Here is an 18097-nt window from a genome sequence, read left to right on the forward strand (position 1 = left end):
GTGTAAGGTTAAATTACGCGCTGAATTAGGTTATTTGAAATGCTGTTTTGTGCAAGTTGATTGAGTACATAATCAACATATAGCTCGGCAACATCCAGGTTCAAGCCTTCTTTTCCGCCACGAAAACCACCAAAGGCCGAGACTTCAAAAACAGTGGCACCGGTATCTGTTTCCGCGACATCGACCGTGGTATAGGACATTTTAAACAGCTCCTGAGCTTTGTTTGCCATAGCTATAATGTCAGCTGAAGGGGCGGCGGGTGCGTATGCTCCACCACTATTTATCGTGGTGTTCCAGGCATTGTTTTTAGTCACTCTGGCATAAGCGCCTAAATAATGTCCTCCAAGAAACATAAGCCCCATATCCCGACCTCCTAAAGACACTTTTTGCTGAATATACATCATCGGATTTTCAGTCTTGAAGGCTTCAATTTCCTTGCGGACTTTATTTCTGCCATCTTTTTTACTAATCACACACATGCCACGTGCTTTAGTCGAATAATGAGGTTTAAATATCGCTGCATCAAACTTATCTACAGCGGCAATGGCTTCGTCTATTACCTCGGTGATAATAGTTGCAGGCATAGGTATGTCGGCATTGCGCAAGGTGACGGTACAACTTAGCCGATCAATTAAGCGTAAGATATTTTCCGGTCGGCTAAATATTTTAACCCCTGAACTTTCAGCAACACGAAGCAATTCTAGTCGATCCAGGCTATTGGGTGAATATTGGCTGCCTATCTTTTTAATGATAATGGCATCCAACTCACATAGATTGTCTCCCTGGTGCATCAGAGTGCGACTTTCGAGGTTCAGGTTGACTTTATCCATATCAACAATCATACGAAAGCCGGTTTTATTTTCTATAGCATCCGCTAATGTTTCGGTAGACCATTTTCCAGGCAAGCCTACTACCGCAATTTTTAAGTTAAGCAACAAAAATCTCCTGAACGGGCACTCGATAATCTGCACTCTGTTTTGTATTCAGGGCGAGTACTTGTTCTAATAATAAACGGGAACGGTAAAACATGGCTTTGGCCAGCGTTTTATCCAGGGTAAAGCGAGTAGATGTCGCTAGTGAGCGTGCCAGACTAAGCGCCAGGCGTAGCTCAAAAGTAGGGTCTTTATGTTGCCTGGCAAATTCAGCAGAAAAATCATACATCGTCATATTAACGCGTAATACTCTTTGTCTAAAGGGTTGATCTATGGCCTGTAAACGGTAATTAGAGACCATAAATACTGATATATCCTGTACATAGTCCATAAAACCGGAACGGTGCAGATCGATAAAATTGATTTTCTTTCGCGCCGAAGAATACATGATATTATCGGTATTAAAATCACCATGTATATACACGGAAAAAGGCGCAGCTAAGGATTGTTCGAGATTGTAAGCCTTCTTTAGCAATTTTGTATAGGCAGGAAAGCTAATTCCGGCGATATGTGCATTTTGCTGTTCAAATTCCGGGTGTATGCTATATACATCAGGTAAGCGCTTGAGCAGCTGCTGCATATATTGTGCATTGATAGATTTTTTACGTAAAGTCTTATGCCATATATCATCCAGCGTTGCAGTCAGATGCTTTAAGGATCGCTTTTGGAGTTTATCAGAGCCCTGTAGCAAGATATTTTCAAAGGTCGAGCCTTCTATATGCTCAATTAGTAATGCAGCGGATTGGCCTTGCTTTTGAAAGGATAATATTTGTGGCGCAATACCTGGGTAGATTTCATGCCAGCGTTCAACACATTCGAGTTCTTCTTTAAGCTTGTGTTTTTTTCCATCTTTAAAAATAGCGATAATAGCATCTTTATTGGTTACACTGATCCCAGAAATGGCACTACCTGAACGCGTTTCTGCGATGCTATCTAAAACCAGCTTTTTACTGCCGGCTGTTTTTTGTAAATGATCAACACAACGGGTTAAAGTGTTATAGCGGTCGACATTAATCGTCTGTCCCAGGTTTCTGGACAAAGTTGCATCACATATCTTCAGCAGGGCATCGCCCATAGATTTAATGCTTTTTATCACAAACAGGGCAGCGATCAAATCACCGGTGTTTTTTCGCGACTTTAATTCCTTACTATAAGTATCGGTCAGTTTCTGGCAGTTTTTGCATAGTTTTTGTTGTAGTTCGGCTATCTTAAGTGCCTGCTGTGAATTACTGTCCTGGTTTGCGCGTTCTATCAGGCTGATACCTAGAACAACCCGGTCCAAGAGTTGCTCATATTCATCCCCAAACAGGTAGTCTTTGTTGTTTAAATCGGCAATATGATGTGTGCAATCCAGGCATAATTCGGCAATGCGTTCTAGGTTGTTGGCGATATTGTCGATAGAGCGAAATGCAATAATATCGCTTTCATTATTGCCTGCTTCATGCATTTTCAGATAACCATCGTTATGGATGCGCAGTTTCAGATTATGAATATACCCGCTACGATCAAAGCTTCCAGTGGCAAAGCTTTTGCCTTCTCTGGCTATATAATCCTGTAGATTGGATATCTGCGTGCCGACTTCAACTATAAGAAAGCGGAGGTTATTAAGTTGATTTTCGGGTAACTGGGTGCTCAATTATGTTTCCCTAGGTAAATGGGCTGATAAGGTGCGTGGATATTAAATAGCATTGGTTGTAAAAAGCTAAGGGAGAGCTGAATTTCGCTGAGCCTATCTATCGCAATCCATTCAATTGCAACCGGGTGTTTATCCCAGTGTGGACCGTTTACCGGGGTATATGCTTCTTCAGCTAGCTGGCAACGGAATAGAACGTCTAGTTGGTGCTGCTGTTGATAGAGGGCAGGTTGTGATTTGGGTTTATAAAAATTAGCTAAGCGTATAATCTCTCCAGCAATGACTTCTGTACCTAGCTCTTCCTGGCACTCTCTGTGCAAGGCCTCTACTAAACTTTCGCCCGGATCTTGAGCGCCACCAGGCAAGCTGTAAAAGGTGCTCTTTGTCTGATACTGTTTTTTCTGCATCAGGATAGCTCCATTTTGCATAATCCTAGAAACCGCAGTTGAACACGGATTTTCCACAAAATTCGTGTTCAACTGCGGTTTCTAGGATTATCACGGCACGAACTGTATTACGTATATAAGGAGCTAGTATTTGCATTATGGGCTGTGATATTGCAGGCTTTGTACTATTGTTAAATTTATCCAAAACCATAGAGATATTAACAAGCCCTGTTAAAAAGAACTTGCCTGGTGATTTGTAATAAAGAATTATTTTTTGTGCTTACGTGAAAATTCTGCCATCAATTCAGTGGGTTGTTGTTTTTTATTGCTTTTGTTAAGTACATAAACCACGGTCTCGCCATTAGGGCCTGCGCCGATTTGGGTGAAACGGAAAATGGCTTCGCCGACCGATAAGAATTCTTTTAGATCAGCCCATTCATTGAACACATAAATGCGGCCATCGTTAATGACTTCGCCATAAAATCCATCAGTAATCCCTTCGGCGGTGCCTTCATATAGTGCAACGGAGCCAAAACCTGAGTTCATTTTTTTATCTTTACTCTGTAAACCGAAAACCAGTGTTTCACTGTTAGGACCAGCACCAATACGCGTTAAACGATAAGCTGTTTCGCCCACCTGATTAAAGGTGTCATAGGTTGCAAAATCATCAAAAATTAACTACCACGCTTATAAAACGTGGTTTAAGTTCGACCTAAAAGGCCGTCCTCAGCAAAACCCCTCTGGGGCCTTGCTGAAATAAGATCAAGTTGTTCCCAATATTTCAGTGGTTATTTATTATCCTGGAACTTTACATACTTTCTTATCATTTCTGCATCCATACCTACGGTATCAACACAGTAACCAGCCGACCAAAAATGATTTCCCCAGTATTTCTTTGTACGCAAACTGGGAAATTTCTGGAAAGCTTAAATTGCAGTCTTTCCTTTTACTCTCCCAACCAAATCTGATATTGAAATCTTTGGGGGAACTTTCACAAGCAAATGGACATGATCAGGCTGTACATTTAATTCGATAACTTCACACCCTGCTCTCTCAGTATGAGCATAAATACTCTGGTAAACATACTTCCCAAGATCTCCTTTTAAAATTTGATAACGGTACTTTGGCACAAAAACAATAGGGTACTGGCAAAACCAGACGACATGTGCTAATTTTTGAAATCTGCTCATTTGTTTCTCCTAGTTAAATTGCGGGAACAACTTAACTATTTGATACTCTTGAGCAGACCTTTTCGCAAAGCTTTTTTTACCCCCGCCCACAGGGCGCGGTTATCTAAGTTGTAATATAAATTCGTCCATCTTTGTACACCTGATAGTAGTCATTAACATTATAGTGAGGTGCTGCATAGGTAGTATGACTTAGAATAAATAGGCTAAATTCTGCCAGTTTTAGAATTATATTTTTAGACATTAGCTTGTTCTCCAGGGTGTTGAGTAAGTACCCAAGCATAATTAATTTAACAAATTTTACGCAGAATTTTTTTTCATTTTCAAGGCGCATACACGGTGCATAGCAGGCTACGCAACTATTTATACAACGCTGAAAATGAGAAAAAAGACAAGTAAAATGTTGAATTAATTATGCTTGGGTACTTATGGGGTAATAAATTTAGAACGTAACTCAGCTGTCTATTATAAGGTGTGAAATGTGACAGAATTATGACAGTTTTGTTTGAGCTATTCGTCTGGTTAAACTTCACCGCCTTAGAAGGATGATTATTATTCAATAATTGCAATGATTTCTTGCCACAGTGCCTGATAGGCATCTGTCGATCGGCCTCTGTTAATGTAGGCACCTAATGGCATGCGCTCCGAGCCCATACGTTCTATATCACTGGCATAGGGAATCACAGTTTGCAAAATATCAGGATGTTTTTCAACTAAGGTTTCGATAATCTCTCTATGCATTTTTTTGCGCCTATCGGCCATAGAGAAAAAAGGAATCAACTGTATATTCTTAAGCTTGTTATCTTTTATATATTTTTTTAATTGCTCTAAAGTGCGCAGTGAAAGTGTCGTCGGAATAATAGGGGAGAGCAGAACATCAGACGCCTCAAAAATGGATTCTGATAATAAAGAGATATTAGGCGGGCAATCGAGAATTATTAAATCATATTCTTTAGTTAGCGGAGCCAGTAATTTTTTCAGGCGCTGGGTCGGTTTTTTGCGCTCATCGAGCACCAGATCTAAATTTCTGAAAGAAAAATCTGCCGGTAATAAATCCAGATTATCAAAGTCCGTTGCTTTAATTAAGCCATCTAACTTACGTTCACCAGCTATCAGTTGTTTACTGCCACCCTTGACCTTTGGCTTGACTCTAAAATAATAAGTACTTGCGCCTTGCGGGTCGAGATCCCAGACGAGTGTTTTATAACCTTTTTGTGCAGCTATAAAAGCCAGGTTAACCGCTGTTGAAGTTTTGCCAACTCCGCCTTTAATACTATAGGTTGCGATGATTTTCATTTATCTTCTCCTATGCCTTATGCGCAAATAGGTGTTTAAAAGCAGTCTGATTTTCTGATTGTTCAAAAAGTGCAAAATGTGCAGCAAATTCATTACGTGCCTTGCATTTCATGGAATCTAGATACTGTACTAATACACCCATAGCCAGAAAGGTATTAGAAGGTGTGTTTTTGGCCATCATTTCTTCACTAAAATGCTTGATATTGGTTTCCTGAACTTCAAAATCTTGAAAATCTCCTAAGACACTTTGCAAGTCTTTAAGCGCTTTAATCAATGATTTCATATCCTCTTTAGGATACAGGCTCTGAAAAAACTCCATTAAATAGCGCAATTTTTTACAGGTCTTTCTAAGGTCATGCAGCGCTTCAGCGGGAGAAGATTCGTTGATGGACTTACCTTCAAGAATAATACGTTTATAAACTTTCCAGATGCGCTGGTCAGCTAATTTATTAATGCTTATTTTTGCATTTATACCTTTGTCTTTCTTAGCTAAGGGTTTTTTTAAAAATTGTTCCCAAGCGTCTAATTGCTTTCTATAGGTTGGGCTGCTAAGTTTTTCAGCTAATTCTTTTTGTGCCTGCTGCTGCTTTTGTTTGAGGAATTCATAAAGCGGTGTGATGTCTTCTCGTAAAGAGACGGGCAGGGCTTCTTTATATTGCTTATAACTTAATAAATAAACATCCATATCTCGTGTTAGGCCGGTGATCTGGCCTAACCAGGCAAAAAATACAGCATATTGGGCAACGATAGGTGAAGGTAGTGTGTGTTTAATTTGGCTTAAGCCAGCACGGGTACGTCTGATAGCAACGCGGAAATCATGTAAAAATTCGCTATCGATATCAGCAATCGTATTTATTTCATTAATCTTCATGGAACGTAATAGCTGACGATAGATAATGATACTCGCCTCATCCGCATGCATTTCAGGTTCTAGCTGTATCGAGAGTTTAGAGCTATAGTCTTTGGCTTTACGACCTTGCAGTTTAAGTGCATGATCCAGAACAGAGCAAGGCGTTGTTGGTTTTAACTGCAGTACGTTCTGTAATAATAAACTGGTTCTTTCTAACGCTTTTTCATAGCCTTTTAAGACTTGTAAGCTGATACGATTTGGCAGTGATTCATATTCATCCAGGCGTATGCGTAAGACAGTTTTTTTATCTTTATTGAGTACGTTAAGGCGATAGGCTTGATGCGGTAATTGGGACAAGGGCATTAAAGCCCGCATTTCCAGTAGCGCTGATAATTGCGTTTTTAGACGACCTTTACGGAATTGATCACTAAATTGTGGCATGTCTTTTTGTTCTTCGAGAGCCAGAAATGTCCCGGTGTTTCTATCGAGCAGGCTGACATGTGAAGCTGATTTAGATTGGTTTAGTTCACAAATGATATCTGTACTGTATAACCGCCAATCGAAACTATCATAAAAAGTTTTGATTGTGTATTGTTGCGAAGCAATCTCAAAGTCGATTTTTTTTTGCAGTTTTTTTAAAAATTTTGTAGCCGTCAGGCTTTCAGGCAATTCAAAGTGTAATGGGATTGCTGTCATTTTTTTTTATGAGGTTTAGTTATTGTGATTTATAAGTGTTGTAAAAAAACCTGAAGATTGTTTGCTGCGATTATCAGCTTATTTTTGCCAGACATAATACCATGCTACCCGCCTGCTTGTTATGACAAAGATCAATTAATCTGTGGGCAAGGACAGTGTGTTGGTTTTTTGAGATTAAGTTAGGTGTTTTTTAACCCAGCTTACGATAGTCTGAGTGTCCATCGCGCCTGATTGTCTGGCGATTTCTTTACCATTACTGAAGAGTATTAAGGTCGGAATGCTGCGAATTGCATATTGCGCTGCAATTGCTTGTTCGTTTTCAGTATTCAGCTTTGCCAAACGGGTTTTTGGTTCCAGTTGAGTTGCAGCTAATTTAAAGGCGGGTGCCATAGCTTTGCACGGACCACACCAGGAAGCCCAGAAGTCTACAAGCAGTGGAATATCATTACGCTGAAGGTGTTGCTGGAAATTGTTTGCCGTTAACTCAACAGCTTGAGCGATAAACAGGGCTTGATGACATTTGCCGCATTTTGGATTTTCGCTAAGGCGAATTGAAGGTATTCGATTGGTAGATGAACAAGCAGGGCAGACGATATGAAGTGAATGACTCATAAAATTACCCAGAGAATTTTTTGGATTTGTTTATACGAGTAGTCAATAGCAATTGGCATACTGAGTAATATTGCTAAGCGGGGGTAGAGAATTGTACAAGATGGGTGGTCATTAATGGTACGAGAGGGGTTTCTGGCGAATGCCGTTAACCCCCGCTCGAACTTTTATTTAAATCAACAACAGACTAAAGTTGTCTTTTAATATCTGTAAATGCTTTTTCAGCTTTACCTAAATAATCTTCACCAGTTTGCATGTCAGATTTTTTGAATGCAGATCTAGCTTTTTTAAGATCTCCATTTGCACGACTGCGAGCCCGGTCAACTTGGTCGCTGGCATTGATTTCTTTACTGGCTTTTAGTGCTGCTCTAACATGAGCAATAGCAGTAGGGCCATTCTCTCCTGCTTCAACTGACTTCATAGCCATGGCAATATGACCTAAAACAATATCAGTTGCCTGGGCTGGACCAAAACATGTTCTTCCGTCTTCACAAGCAAGAGCCGTCGTTGAAAAAGAGCCTAAAGAAAGTGTTAATGTGAAGGCAATAAGAGCACTTTTTAATAATTTCATATATGTATACCTCGTAGTTGTTATTATAAGAACACGTTTCTATCTAGACAGTCACATGTTATGTAGGATTCTAACACAATTATTGTGAGCATTAAATGACCGCAAAGCTGATTAATCAATTAAATTGAAAATCATGGTCATTTTGCTACAAATGGTATGAAAAGGTATTTGTTTGTTATCTGTAACGTTGGCAATTAACTGCCGGTGCAATGGGTGCATTAGTTAATAAGTGCTGTACAAATTGTTTACTATAATAAGGTATCTGTAAGCTGCCTTTTGCACCAAAGCCGTTAAAGATCATTATATTTTTGTGTTCGGGATGTTGCCCTATAAAAGGCATTTTGTCCAGAGTTGTGGGGCGTATGTTTGCTTGTTGTGTATCGATTGTTGCTGAGTTGAGTGCTGGCATTACCCGAGTGAGTGCTTTGAGTAATGTGTTTTTACCCTTTTGGGTGGTGAGTGTGTTCAAATTAATATTATCGAAAGTCGCACCGGTGCGAAATTGATGTTTATTTAGTGGAATTAGCCAGTGACCAAAATTTAGTAGTTCAGGTAGTAATGTTTGCGCTGTAGTCAGGGTGAGTATTTCCCCCTTTGCTAACTGGAAGGGGAGATATTTAAACCAGGGGTTGTTTATTGCCTGGTAGCCCTCACAGAATATAATTTTTTTGGCTGTAATATCCTGCCATTGGATATTGTCATTTATAGTCAAGTCTTGATAATCAAGCTGTTCAGCCTGGTAGCAATTTTTCTTCTGAAAATAGCTTTTTAGACAAGCTAATAATTTTTGTGTTAAAAGGTAACCCGTCTGTTTTTGTTGAATGATGCCTAGTGGCGCAATAATTGAATCAGGAGCGGGTCTCAGATTAGGTTCAAGGTAATCAAGATAAGCCGAATCTTGAATACGTTGCTTAAATTTTTGCAGTTCTTGTGTATTGCGTAGCACTCGCAACATTGGTTTTTCTAGATAGAAATCCTGCTGAAAAAACTGACCTAGCTGTAGATATGTTTGTTTTGCACTCGGTAATAGAATATCTAACTCTTTGTTTTTAACCAGGCGCATTCCAGTAATAGGGTTTATTAACCCTGCGGCAATTTGTGACGCGTTTTCTTTTTGGTTATCAATTAACTGGATGCTACAACCCTGTTTTATTAATTCTCTGCTGAGTATGCTACCTGCCAATCCTTGGCCAATAATCAGATAGTCTACTTGCCTTCTCACCTTTATTTCAGGCGTAAAGTATTTTGTTCGTTAAACTGAATGCCGCCCCAGCCAGAGTGCATAAAATTTCTTATATTTTGATGGCCAGTGCCTTGTGGGTCATTTAACACCTCTTGATAATATTCACCAAACAGCTTTAATGTCTGTTCTTGATCAAGTTGCTGGAGTTGCGCAAAGGCAAATATTTTACACGAACCTTCATTCGTACTGGCTTCATTAATGACGGCTTGATTGCCTAAGCCGTTGCTAAATCGGGTGGGTGTGTAATCATAAAATTCATTGATGATATGCATGCTGTCAGCAAAGTTAATTTCCTGGCTTGATTTTACTTTGTTTACAAAAATGTTTAGTGTCATATTTTCGAGGGTGAGGATGTGTTTAAAGTCCATGGAGAGTCTTGCATCCATGCGCTGAATTCATTTTCTGGTAGCGGTTTGTTTAGAAAATAGCCCTGAATAATATCACAATCGTAAGCGTCTAATTTGGCCATTATTTCGGCATCTTCCACCCCTTCCGCAACAACGTTCAAGCTGAGGTTATGGGCAAGGTTGATGATTGCATTCACAATAATAGCGTCACTTTCATTGTTTAAAATATCGCGCACAAAAGAACGGTCAATTTTTAGTTCAGATAAGGGCATTTTCTTTAAATAGACTAATGATGAATAACCCGTGCCAAAATCATCAATAGAAAACTTATAGCCCATATTGTGCAGACGTAATAGAATTTCCTGGACTTTTTCAGGGTCGCTCATTATGGATCCTTCAGTGATTTCAAGCATGATCCATTCAGGGTTTATATTTGTTGCAACCTGAATTCCTGCGATTAAATCAGGTAAGTCTGGATCATGTAAATCATTAGCAGATAAGTTGATAGACAGCGTTAAATTGATGCTCTGCTGGTGCCATTTTGCACAGTCAGTAAATGTCTGCCAGATTACCCATTTTGTCACTTCCTGTATGCTTCGAGTGCGTTTCGCCATGGGGATGAATTCATCGGGTGAAATAGTGCCGTATTTGGGATGATTCCAGCGTAATAATGCTTCAGCACCATACAGGCTATTGGTGCGTAGAGATATTTTGCTCTGGTAATATAAAATGAGTTCATTGCGGCTGATGGCATTACGTAGTTCGCTCATTAAAGTGAGGCGTAATGGGCTGTGTTGATCAAATTCAGGGTTGTAAACTGCCAGACCTTCTTTGTTATTGCGGGCAATATATAAAGCAATGCCGGCTTTCTGTACTAAAGTGTCAACATCTTCACCGTGTTGCGGGAAATTTACTATACCTATACAAGTCTGTACTGCTACTTGTAGGCGTTCTACCGTAAAAGCCATATTCATACTTTGGCGGATATTACGGGCAATTTGTACAATATCTTGATTTCTATCCTTGTTAAGAAAACCAAACGTGTTGCCTTCTATGCGTGCAATGCAGTTATTGTTTTGTACGCTTCCCTGTAAGCGAATAGATATTTGTTTTAACAATATATCACTGCTAATTCTACCGATAGTGTCGTAAATGTTTTGATAGTTTTCGATTTCTAGTAATAGGATTGATAATGAGGTGTTGTGATGATTTGCAGCTAAAATAGCTTGCTCGACACGATCATAAAAAAGCGAACGGTTAGGTAAATCGGTTAACAGATCATGTGTCGAGGAGTGCGTTGCTTGTTTTTCTAAAGCGATTGTTTTATAGCGTAACTCATTAGTCTGATCCTGGATCATTGCCCCCGCCTGATAGACAATAAGAGAGTTTGAATACTGCCCCCAGAAACCGAAAATAAACGGAAATGAATATAAAACCCATAAGCCGTAATTTTCTCGTTGTATGTGGATAATGCTTGCTGTTGAAATCTCGCCTGTAGTAAATAGACTTACTAAAAGTGTCGCAATAATTATACTGAATAAGGCTATAAAAACACCTTGATAGGCTGTTTTTGTTACCTGGCCTTTTAAGATGTTGACATTTAGTAGTAACTGCGAGCTTTGGATAGATTGGGACATATTTCACGCTCTTATTGAACTGGGTTAGGTACCTGGAAACAAAAATCCTGCCCAAATATTGGACGCTTATTTATTTTCAGGTGCCTTATTATTTAATTTAGTTTTAAGTTACGCGCTTTTTCGCGCTGCCAGTCACGGTCTTTCTCTGTCGCGCGTTTATCATGTAATTTCTTACCTTTGGCCAGGCCAATTTCCAGTTTTACGCGATTGTTTTTCCAATATAGAAAAGTAGGTACGAGTGTATAGCCTTTGCGCTCTACATTACCAATCAGTTTGCTAATTTCCTGGGCGTGTAACAGTAGCTTGCGTACTCGTGTAGCAAAGGGAGTGATATGAGTAGAGGCTGAATTGAGTGCCGAGATATGCATGCCAGAGATCCATACTTCGCCTTTTTTGATAAACACATAGCTTTCCTTCAATTGCACTTTGCCTTCACGCATACTTTTGACTTCCCAGCCTTCCAGCACAAGACCTGCTTCAAAGCGTTCTTCAATAAAATATTCGTGTGAAATATAGCGGTTTTTTGCAATGGTATTATCGCTTTGTTTGCTTTTCTTGGATTTCTTTCCGGCCATTAGGTTTCAATTCTGTTTTTTAATACTTAGGAAAATGTATAATGTATCGATTTTAGGGTGTATTAGATTTAATGCTCATTAACCTAAAAAAATCAGTTGCTCACGTTTTCTAGCACAAGCTCTTGATTCCACCGCACTTCCAAAAAATGTCCGCTTAACCTATGGGTGATGCTAAAATTTTTTGCAAGCACTGTGAAACCCATATCTTGCACTATAAATTCGCGCTCAACTGATTTTTCTAGGATTAAAGGTGTTTGTTGATCCTTATATTACAAATATTGCGATACACTATATTTATTACACAAACAGTATTTTACTTTAAATTTACTGGTAAAAATGATTTTTCTAACGCGTAGGTAGCTTAATGGCAGATACAAATCAATCTATTCATGGTGAATGGTCTTCACGTTTTGCATTTATACTTGCGGCGACTGGTTCGGCGGTCGGCCTGGGTAATATCTGGAAATTCCCTTATATTACCGGTGAAAACGGTGGCGGGGCCTTCGTCATTGTTTATTTGCTTTGTGTCGCTGTTATCGGGATTCCTATCATGATTGCCGAGACGATGATGGGCAGGCGGGGTCGACAAAGCCCGATTCATACTCTGCAAACACTGACCAAAGAGGCAGGGGCGAATACAAACTGGCATTATTTAGGTTGGTTAGGTGTTATTGCCGGATTTTTGATTTTATCTTATTACAGTGTCATTGCCGGCTGGTCTATGGCATATGTTGTTAAAGCGTTTACCGGTAGTTTTTCGGGTGAGAGTGCTGCAGAGATAAATAACCTTTTTGCTGATTTGCAGGCTAGCCCTGGCCAGCAGATTTTCTGGCATACAGTATTTATGGTGGCAACGATGTCTGTTGTTGCTCGTGGCGTACAAGGCGGACTGGAAAAAGCAGTACGGTTTTTAATGCCGGGATTATTTATACTCTTAATGTTACTCGTTGGCTATGCGATGACGACTGGCGCGTACATGCAGGGTCTGGAATTTATGTTTAAACCAGATTTCAGTGAAATTACAGGAGCAAGTGTTTTAACCGCCATGGGTCATGCTTTTTTTACCCTGAGTCTGGGCATGGGCGCAATTATGGTTTACGGCTCCTATTTACCCAAAGATATTTCAATAGCTAAAACAACTATTCTTATTGCTGCTGCAGACACTCTGGTTGCGCTGTTAGCAGGGATTGCCATATTTCCCATCGTTTTTGCCAATGGGCTAGAGGCAGGTTCTGGCCCGGGTTTAATCTTTCAAACCCTACCGATTGCTTTTGGAAATATGACTGGGGGCTGGATATTTGGCCTGTTGTTTTTTATCTTATTAGTTTTTGCAGCATTGTCTTCTTCTATTTCCTTAATTGAGCCTGCGGTCGCCTGGTGTGTAGAGCGTTATGATATTGAGCGCAAAAAAGCCTGTATAGCTATGGGTTTTGTGACCTGGCTACTAGGTCTGGGAACAGTGTTTTCTTTTAATAGCTGGTCGGATAATACGCTGTTTGGAGCAACTTTTTTTGAAGCATTGGATTATCTGACAGCTAACATAATGCTTCCTTTAGGCGGTTTCTTTATTGCAGTGTTTGCTGGCAGAATTATGCTTGAAAAGCATAGTAAAGAGGAGTTGAATTTAGAAAATGAGCAGCAATATTCGATCTGGAAATTCCTGGTCAGTTATGTTGCCCCTGCTGCCGTATTTCTTGTATTTTTGCATGTGTTGGGTGTATTTGGAATATTCAGCTAATGACTAGGGTCAATAAAAGTGCGTTAGTTAAATATTCGGCGCATGCTATGTATGACATCGTCAGTGATATTGAAGCCTATCCTGAGTTTCTACCCTGGTGTACGGGAAGTCGAATAATCAGTCGAGAAGGTTCTGTAGTCGAAGCCGAATTGCAGATCTCAAAAGGCGGCTTTAAGAATTCCTTTGCAACCCGGAATGTCAATGATGAAGGAGGGCGTATTACGGTATCTTTACTCAATGGACCTTTTTCATCATTAGATGGTGTTTGGAATTTTATGCCCTTACGCGAAGATGCCAGTAAAATTTCTCTGGACCTTGAATTTGAGATTAACGGTGTTTTAGCTAACTTAGCTTTTGGGGCTGTGTTTAATCAAATTTGCAATACAATGGTGACCTCTTTTACTAGTCGCGCCAAGCAGATTTATTAGTCTATTGAATGCAGCTTTGTATTGACTAATCAGGTGCTCCGTTGAATATTGAAGTCGCCTATGCCAGGTCTGATAAGCAATTAATTATTGCATTGCAGGTGGATGATAGTTGTACAGTTGAGCAGGCAATAGTCTTATCAGGTATTACAGGGCAATTTCCAGAAATAGATTTGGCAATTAATAAAGTAGGCGTATTTAGTCAGATTTGCCCGCTTATGACGCGATTACAGGATAATGATCGTGTCGAGATATATAGAAGTCTGGCGATTGACCCTATGGAAGCGCGACGGCAACGAGCAGTAAAACAAGGGCGTTAGGTGCCTTAGTCTTCACCGAAGGTAAATAGGTCAACGATCATTTGGTATAAAGTTCTCCTTAAATCACGTTTGGGTGCTTCTATCGTGGTTTCTGTCGGTGGCGGTGGTGGTGGGTTTAACTCGGGTGTTAAGTTACCTTCTACATGCACTAAATTATCACCGGCAAAAAAAAGCGCAATCCGGTCTTGCAGCCTGTCTTCTCCGCCAGGTTGTACAGAATAGACATAATCCCAACGATTAGTACTAAACGGATCGGTAAGTAATGGTGATCCTAAAACATAAATAACCTGTCTCTTGGTCATATCGGGACGTAGCTGATTAATCATATCCTGAGTAATGACATTACCTTGGTCTATATCAATTTTATAAACAAAAGGAACATCAACAGCCAGAGTAGAGCAGGCTGATAGTAAGACTGTAACGAACAAAAAAATTATGAGGCGTAGCGAGTGCAGCATTGAATTGTGATTTTTCGGTTGATAGTGTGGCCTTATCCTAGAAAAACAGTTGCTCACGGTTTCTAGCGCAAGCTATTAATTCTGCGCTCAACTGAATTTTCTAGGTTTATGCATAAATATCATACCTGATGTTTAAATGGAAAACTAACAAACTATATATTATTGTTTTGCTTTAAAAGCTATACAATATACTTATGTACGCGTTTTATTGGCGTATGAATTAATAAATTAGGAGTAACAGCAAAGTGGAAACACAAGAATTACGCGATGCCGGTTTAAAGGTAACTTTGCCTCGGATGAAGATTCTGGAAATTATGGAACGGGAAACTAATGAGCGGCATTTAAATGCTGAACAGGTTTATAAGATTCTATTAAGCGAAAATGAAGAAATCGGGCTGGCTACCATCTACCGGGTACTGACTCAATTTGAGGCTGCAGGCCTGGTATCTCGACATCACTTTGAAGGCGGTAACTCGGTTTTTGAGCTAAATAAAGGTCAGCACCATGATCATGTGGTATGTGTTAAGTGTGGCAAGGTCGACGAGTTTACCGATGAAATCATTGAAGAACGTCAGAATAAGATCGCCAAAAAGCTGGGTTATGAGCTAACTGACCACAGTTTATACCTGTATGGCTTATGTCCAAATTGTAAGTAACCTCGTTTTTTTGATAAATTTATATGTTTAAACCCCTTATTATTTATATCGGCCTGCGCTATACGCGTGCAAAACGCCGCACTCAGTTTATTTCTTTTATTACTTTAACCTCCGTCTTAGGGATTGCTTTAGGTGTGACTGCGCTGATTACAGTGCTCTCGGTTATGAACGGCTTTGAGGCCGAATTACGTCAACGAATTTTAGGTATGACCGCGCACTCGACCATTACTGGGCGTGGTGGAGAACTTAATGATTGGCCCGCTTTGAAAGAAAAGGTGAAAGACCTTCCGCATGTTGAAGGTGCGGCTCCTTTTGTGAATGGACAGGTCATGGTAAATGCTGGACGTAGAGTGAGTGGATCGATGCTACGCGGTATTTTACCTGAACAGGAAAATGCGGTTTCTGAAGTGGGCGAGAAAATGAAAGTGGGCTCACTTACAGATCTACAGCCGGGGAAATATCACATTGTTCTGGGGGCTGAACTAGCAACCTATCTGGGCGCAAGAGTGGGAGATAAAATCACCGTAATCAGCCCGCAGGTCAATTCAACACCTGCTGGAATTATTCCTCGTTTACGCCGCTTTACCGTTACGGGTCTTTTTGAAGTTGGGATGTATGAGTATGACCGAAATATGGCCATTATTCATATGGAGGATGCCGCAAAATTATTTCGTATGGATAATAATGTTTCGGGGCTGCGGTTAAAGCTGGATGACTTATTTAATGCGCCAGAAATTTCATATGAATTAGCCAGGCAATTGTATGGTGATTATTTTGTCAGTGATTGGACAAATGCACACAGTAATTTTTTCCAGGCGATTAGAACTGAAAAACGGGTTATGTTTATTATTTTATTATTAATTGTTGCGGTAGCGGCATTTAATATTGTTTCCACCTTAGTGATGGTAGTGACAGACAAACGTGGTGATATTGCTATTTTAAAGACACAAGGGTTAACACCGATGGCGGTGATGGGGATTTTTATTGTTTTAGGTGCAATTATCGGTTTGATAGGTACTGCGTTAGGCACGGTAGGTGGGGTGTTATTAGCCTTAAATGTCGAGACGATAGTGCCTGCAATTGAAAAGTTCTTCGGCGTTCATTTTATGGCTGCTGATGTTTATTATATAAGTAGTCTACCCTCAAAACTGGTCTGGGCTGATGTCTATGTCATTGCGATTGTTGCCTTTGTATTATCATTGCTAGCGACTATATATCCCGCCTGGCAAGCATCGCGAGTAAATCCAGCGGAGGTGTTGCGCTATGAATAATCAAGCTATTTTACAGTGTCATCAATTAAGCAAGCGCTTTAAGCAAGGAGATCTGGATGTCGAGGTTTTAAAAGGCATAGATTTTTCTATTTCTGCGGGAGAGCGAGTGGCTATTATGGGCTCGTCTGGTTCAGGTAAAAGTACTTTATTACATTTACTCGGTGGCCTGGATAAACCCAGCAGTGGTGAAGTTATTCTGGATGGTGTGAATTTAAAAAAAGTACGTCAGGCTAAATTAGCTAAATTAAGAAACCGCTCATTAGGTTTTATTTACCAATTTCATCATCTATTAGGTGAATTTAGCGTTTTAGAAAATGTGGCTATGCCCGCACTTATAGGCGGTAGCTCCATCTCTCAGGCAAGACAGGCCGCTGAAGAAATTTTGCTGCGTGTTGGTTTAGAACACAGAGTAAAGCATAAGCCAGGTGAGATATCCGGTGGTGAACGTCAGAGAGTCGCTATTGCGCGTGCATTAATTAACAAACCCAAATGTATTTTAGCAGATGAACCCACGGGAAATCTGGATAGTAAAACTGCTGAAAGTATATATCAGTTAATGCTGGAACTTAATCAGGAGCTGCAAATTAGTTTTTTGATAGTCACCCATGATCCTGATCTTGCAGGTCGTATGGACAGGGTGTTGCATATGGCTGATGGGATGATTGTAGAATAATCCATCAAGGTGCCTAAGGCGGGCTGGAGAGCCTGCCTTTTGGGTTCTTTATAACGATGGGTTATCTTTTACTTATCGTTCAGCACGTTCACGCCACTGCTTAACAACATGCCAACGCCAAAAAAGCCGAATACCGAAATAACCAATCAGCGATGAAATAATACCGAGTACCAGACACCCCATAAGAAAAGGCCCGCCTATATCACTTATTCCTGTCGTGACACTTTCCAATGAAAATTCAAAGTCCGCGTCTGGTGAAGGCATGTTCAATATCCATAGTCCGAAGCGATATGCAAAATAAAACATCGGCGGCATAGTCAGCGGATTAGTGACCCAGACTAAAGCAACCGAAATTGGCAGGTTTGCACGGAAATAAAGCGCGATTATTGCGGAGATAATCATCTGTCCGGGGGTCGGAATCCAGGCTACAAACAGTCCAACTGCAAAGGCTGCAGCAACCGAACGTCTGTTTAAATGCCAGAGGTTAGGGTCATGTAGTTTATCGCCCAAAAAAGTCAGGTGCTTATGCTCTTTAATGGATTCAGGTGATGGCATGTATTTTTTTATAAGCTTTTTTGGCATGATGACTAATAT

20 protein-coding genes and 1 pseudogene are annotated in these 18097 nt (G+C 40.2%); 6 read left to right on the forward strand and 15 right to left on the reverse strand.

Features of this window, described 5'->3' with window-relative positions:
* Positions 1–8: 8 nt before the first annotated feature.
* From ACQY3F_RS06540 to smpB, 13 genes and pseudogenes are all read right to left on the reverse strand, one after another.
* Complete coding sequence (locus ACQY3F_RS06540; RefSeq protein WP_428354095.1) at positions 9–935, reverse strand: GAK system ATP-grasp enzyme; 927 nt, start codon at positions 933–935, stop codon at positions 9–11.
* Positions 928–2568: a phosphotransferase gene (locus ACQY3F_RS06545; RefSeq protein ID WP_428354096.1), complete on the reverse strand. Its 1641-nt coding sequence runs from the start codon at positions 2566–2568 to the stop codon at positions 928–930. Before ACQY3F_RS06545 ends, ACQY3F_RS06540 begins: the two co-directional genes overlap by 8 nt.
* Positions 2565–2993 (reverse strand): NUDIX domain-containing protein, encoded by a 429-nt coding sequence (locus tag ACQY3F_RS06550; protein WP_428357628.1) that lies wholly within the window; start codon positions 2991–2993, stop codon positions 2565–2567. Before ACQY3F_RS06550 ends, ACQY3F_RS06545 begins: the two co-directional genes overlap by 4 nt.
* 225 nt (positions 2994–3218) lie before the next feature.
* On the reverse strand, positions 3219–3587 hold the full coding sequence (locus ACQY3F_RS06555; protein WP_428354097.1) for a hypothetical protein: 369 nt from the start codon (positions 3585–3587) through the stop codon (positions 3219–3221).
* 152 nt (positions 3588–3739) lie between these two features.
* A pseudogene (gene tnpA / locus ACQY3F_RS06560) lies at positions 3740–4141 on the reverse strand (IS200/IS605 family transposase).
* A 549-nt stretch (positions 4142–4690) separates the two neighbouring features.
* Positions 4691–5434 carry a ParA family protein gene (locus ACQY3F_RS06565; RefSeq protein WP_428354098.1) on the reverse strand — a complete coding sequence of 248 codons (744 nt, stop codon included), beginning with the start codon at positions 5432–5434 and terminating at the stop codon, positions 4691–4693.
* A 10-nt stretch (positions 5435–5444) separates the two neighbouring features.
* The gene (locus ACQY3F_RS06570; protein WP_428354099.1) at positions 5445–6980 is read right to left on the reverse strand and encodes a CHAD domain-containing protein; all 1536 of its coding nucleotides are present in this window, start codon (positions 6978–6980) and stop codon (positions 5445–5447) included.
* A gap of 174 nt (positions 6981–7154) precedes the next feature.
* The gene (gene trxC, locus ACQY3F_RS06575; RefSeq protein ID WP_428354100.1) at positions 7155–7592 is read right to left on the reverse strand and encodes a thioredoxin TrxC; all 438 of its coding nucleotides are present in this window, start codon (positions 7590–7592) and stop codon (positions 7155–7157) included.
* A gap of 184 nt (positions 7593–7776) precedes the next feature.
* Positions 7777–8160 (reverse strand): hypothetical protein, encoded by a 384-nt coding sequence (locus ACQY3F_RS06580; RefSeq protein ID WP_428354101.1) that lies wholly within the window; start codon positions 8158–8160, stop codon positions 7777–7779.
* A 175-nt stretch (positions 8161–8335) separates the two neighbouring features.
* Entirely contained in the window at positions 8336–9382 is a 1047-nt protein-coding gene (locus ACQY3F_RS06585) for an NAD(P)/FAD-dependent oxidoreductase (RefSeq protein WP_428354102.1), read from the reverse strand.
* 2 nt (positions 9383–9384) lie between these two features.
* Positions 9385–9789, reverse strand: a complete 405-nt coding sequence (locus ACQY3F_RS06590) for a HopJ type III effector protein (protein ID WP_428354103.1) — start codon at positions 9787–9789, stop codon at positions 9385–9387.
* Positions 9735–11387, reverse strand: a complete 1653-nt coding sequence (locus tag ACQY3F_RS06595; protein ID WP_428354104.1) for a putative bifunctional diguanylate cyclase/phosphodiesterase — start codon at positions 11385–11387, stop codon at positions 9735–9737. Before ACQY3F_RS06595 ends, ACQY3F_RS06590 begins: the two co-directional genes overlap by 55 nt.
* A 92-nt stretch (positions 11388–11479) precedes the next feature.
* Positions 11480–11962 (reverse strand): SsrA-binding protein SmpB, encoded by a 483-nt coding sequence (gene smpB, locus ACQY3F_RS06600; RefSeq protein ID WP_428354105.1) that lies wholly within the window; start codon positions 11960–11962, stop codon positions 11480–11482.
* Between the two features lie 364 nt (positions 11963–12326).
* On the opposite strand from smpB, the gene ACQY3F_RS06605 reads away from it, so the two are divergent.
* From ACQY3F_RS06605 to ACQY3F_RS06615, 3 genes are read left to right on the forward strand one after another with little or no spacing between them, the layout of a single operon-like run.
* Entirely contained in the window at positions 12327–13700 is a 1374-nt protein-coding gene (locus tag ACQY3F_RS06605; RefSeq protein WP_428354106.1) for a sodium-dependent transporter, read from the forward strand.
* The gene (locus ACQY3F_RS06610; RefSeq protein ID WP_428354107.1) at positions 13700–14128 is read left to right on the forward strand and encodes a type II toxin-antitoxin system RatA family toxin; all 429 of its coding nucleotides are present in this window, start codon (positions 13700–13702) and stop codon (positions 14126–14128) included. The genes ACQY3F_RS06605 and ACQY3F_RS06610 overlap by 1 nt, the downstream gene beginning before the upstream one ends.
* 41 nt (positions 14129–14169) lie before the next feature.
* Positions 14170–14445 (forward strand): RnfH family protein, encoded by a 276-nt coding sequence (locus tag ACQY3F_RS06615; RefSeq protein ID WP_428354108.1) that lies wholly within the window; start codon positions 14170–14172, stop codon positions 14443–14445.
* A 5-nt stretch (positions 14446–14450) separates the two neighbouring features.
* Here ACQY3F_RS06615 and ACQY3F_RS06620 read toward each other — a convergent pair whose 3' ends face one another.
* Positions 14451–14873: an outer membrane protein assembly factor BamE gene (locus ACQY3F_RS06620; RefSeq protein ID WP_428354109.1), complete on the reverse strand. Its 423-nt coding sequence runs from the start codon at positions 14871–14873 to the stop codon at positions 14451–14453.
* 275 nt (positions 14874–15148) lie between these two features.
* Between ACQY3F_RS06620 and fur the strand changes: the two genes are divergently transcribed.
* From fur to lolD, 3 genes are read left to right on the forward strand one after another with little or no spacing between them, the layout of a single operon-like run.
* A complete protein-coding gene (gene fur / locus ACQY3F_RS06625) occupies positions 15149–15559 on the forward strand; it encodes a ferric iron uptake transcriptional regulator (protein ID WP_428354110.1) in 411 nt (136 codons plus the stop codon).
* A gap of 23 nt (positions 15560–15582) precedes the next feature.
* Positions 15583–16830, forward strand: a complete 1248-nt coding sequence (locus ACQY3F_RS06630; protein ID WP_428354111.1) for a lipoprotein-releasing ABC transporter permease subunit — start codon at positions 15583–15585, stop codon at positions 16828–16830.
* On the forward strand, positions 16823–17503 hold the full coding sequence (lolD, locus tag ACQY3F_RS06635) for a lipoprotein-releasing ABC transporter ATP-binding protein LolD (RefSeq protein WP_428354112.1): 681 nt from the start codon (positions 16823–16825) through the stop codon (positions 17501–17503). The genes ACQY3F_RS06630 and lolD overlap by 8 nt, the downstream gene beginning before the upstream one ends.
* Positions 17504–17575: 72 nt before the next feature.
* Here lolD and ACQY3F_RS06640 read toward each other — a convergent pair whose 3' ends face one another.
* Positions 17576–18085: a DUF2062 domain-containing protein gene (locus tag ACQY3F_RS06640; RefSeq protein ID WP_428354113.1), complete on the reverse strand. Its 510-nt coding sequence runs from the start codon at positions 18083–18085 to the stop codon at positions 17576–17578.
* Positions 18086–18097 lie beyond the last annotated feature (12 nt).

The sequence above is a fragment of the Methyloprofundus sp. genome (assembly GCF_965251085.1).
Lineage (GTDB): Bacteria > Pseudomonadota > Gammaproteobacteria > Methylococcales > Methylomonadaceae > Methyloprofundus.

Bases quoted from the DNA above. Each gene is read 5' to 3' on its own strand.
- ACQY3F_RS06595 (WP_428354104.1), bottom strand. From the start codon at position 11,387: ATGTCCCAATCTATCCAAAGCTCGCAGTTACTACTAAATGTCAACATC.
- ACQY3F_RS06590 (WP_428354103.1), bottom strand. From the start codon at position 9,789: ATGGATGCAAGACTCTCCATGGACTTTAAACACATCCTCACCCTCGAA.
- ACQY3F_RS06580 (WP_428354101.1), bottom strand. From the start codon at position 8,160: ATGAAATTATTAAAAAGTGCTCTTATTGCCTTCACATTAACACTTTCT.
- ACQY3F_RS06610 (WP_428354107.1), top strand. From the start codon at position 13,700: ATGACTAGGGTCAATAAAAGTGCGTTAGTTAAATATTCGGCGCATGCT.
- ACQY3F_RS06605 (WP_428354106.1), top strand. From the start codon at position 12,327: ATGGCAGATACAAATCAATCTATTCATGGTGAATGGTCTTCACGTTTT.
- smpB (WP_428354105.1), bottom strand. From the start codon at position 11,962: ATGGCCGGAAAGAAATCCAAGAAAAGCAAACAAAGCGATAATACCATT.
- lolD (WP_428354112.1), top strand. From the start codon at position 16,823: ATGAATAATCAAGCTATTTTACAGTGTCATCAATTAAGCAAGCGCTTT.
- trxC (WP_428354100.1), bottom strand. From the start codon at position 7,592: ATGAGTCATTCACTTCATATCGTCTGCCCTGCTTGTTCATCTACCAAT.
- ACQY3F_RS06570 (WP_428354099.1), bottom strand. From the start codon at position 6,980: ATGACAGCAATCCCATTACACTTTGAATTGCCTGAAAGCCTGACGGCT.
- ACQY3F_RS06565 (WP_428354098.1), bottom strand. From the start codon at position 5,434: ATGAAAATCATCGCAACCTATAGTATTAAAGGCGGAGTTGGCAAAACT.
- ACQY3F_RS06630 (WP_428354111.1), top strand. From the start codon at position 15,583: ATGTTTAAACCCCTTATTATTTATATCGGCCTGCGCTATACGCGTGCA.
- ACQY3F_RS06550 (WP_428357628.1), bottom strand. From the start codon at position 2,993: ATGCAAAATGGAGCTATCCTGATGCAGAAAAAACAGTATCAGACAAAG.
- ACQY3F_RS06640 (WP_428354113.1), bottom strand. From the start codon at position 18,085: ATGCCAAAAAAGCTTATAAAAAAATACATGCCATCACCTGAATCCATT.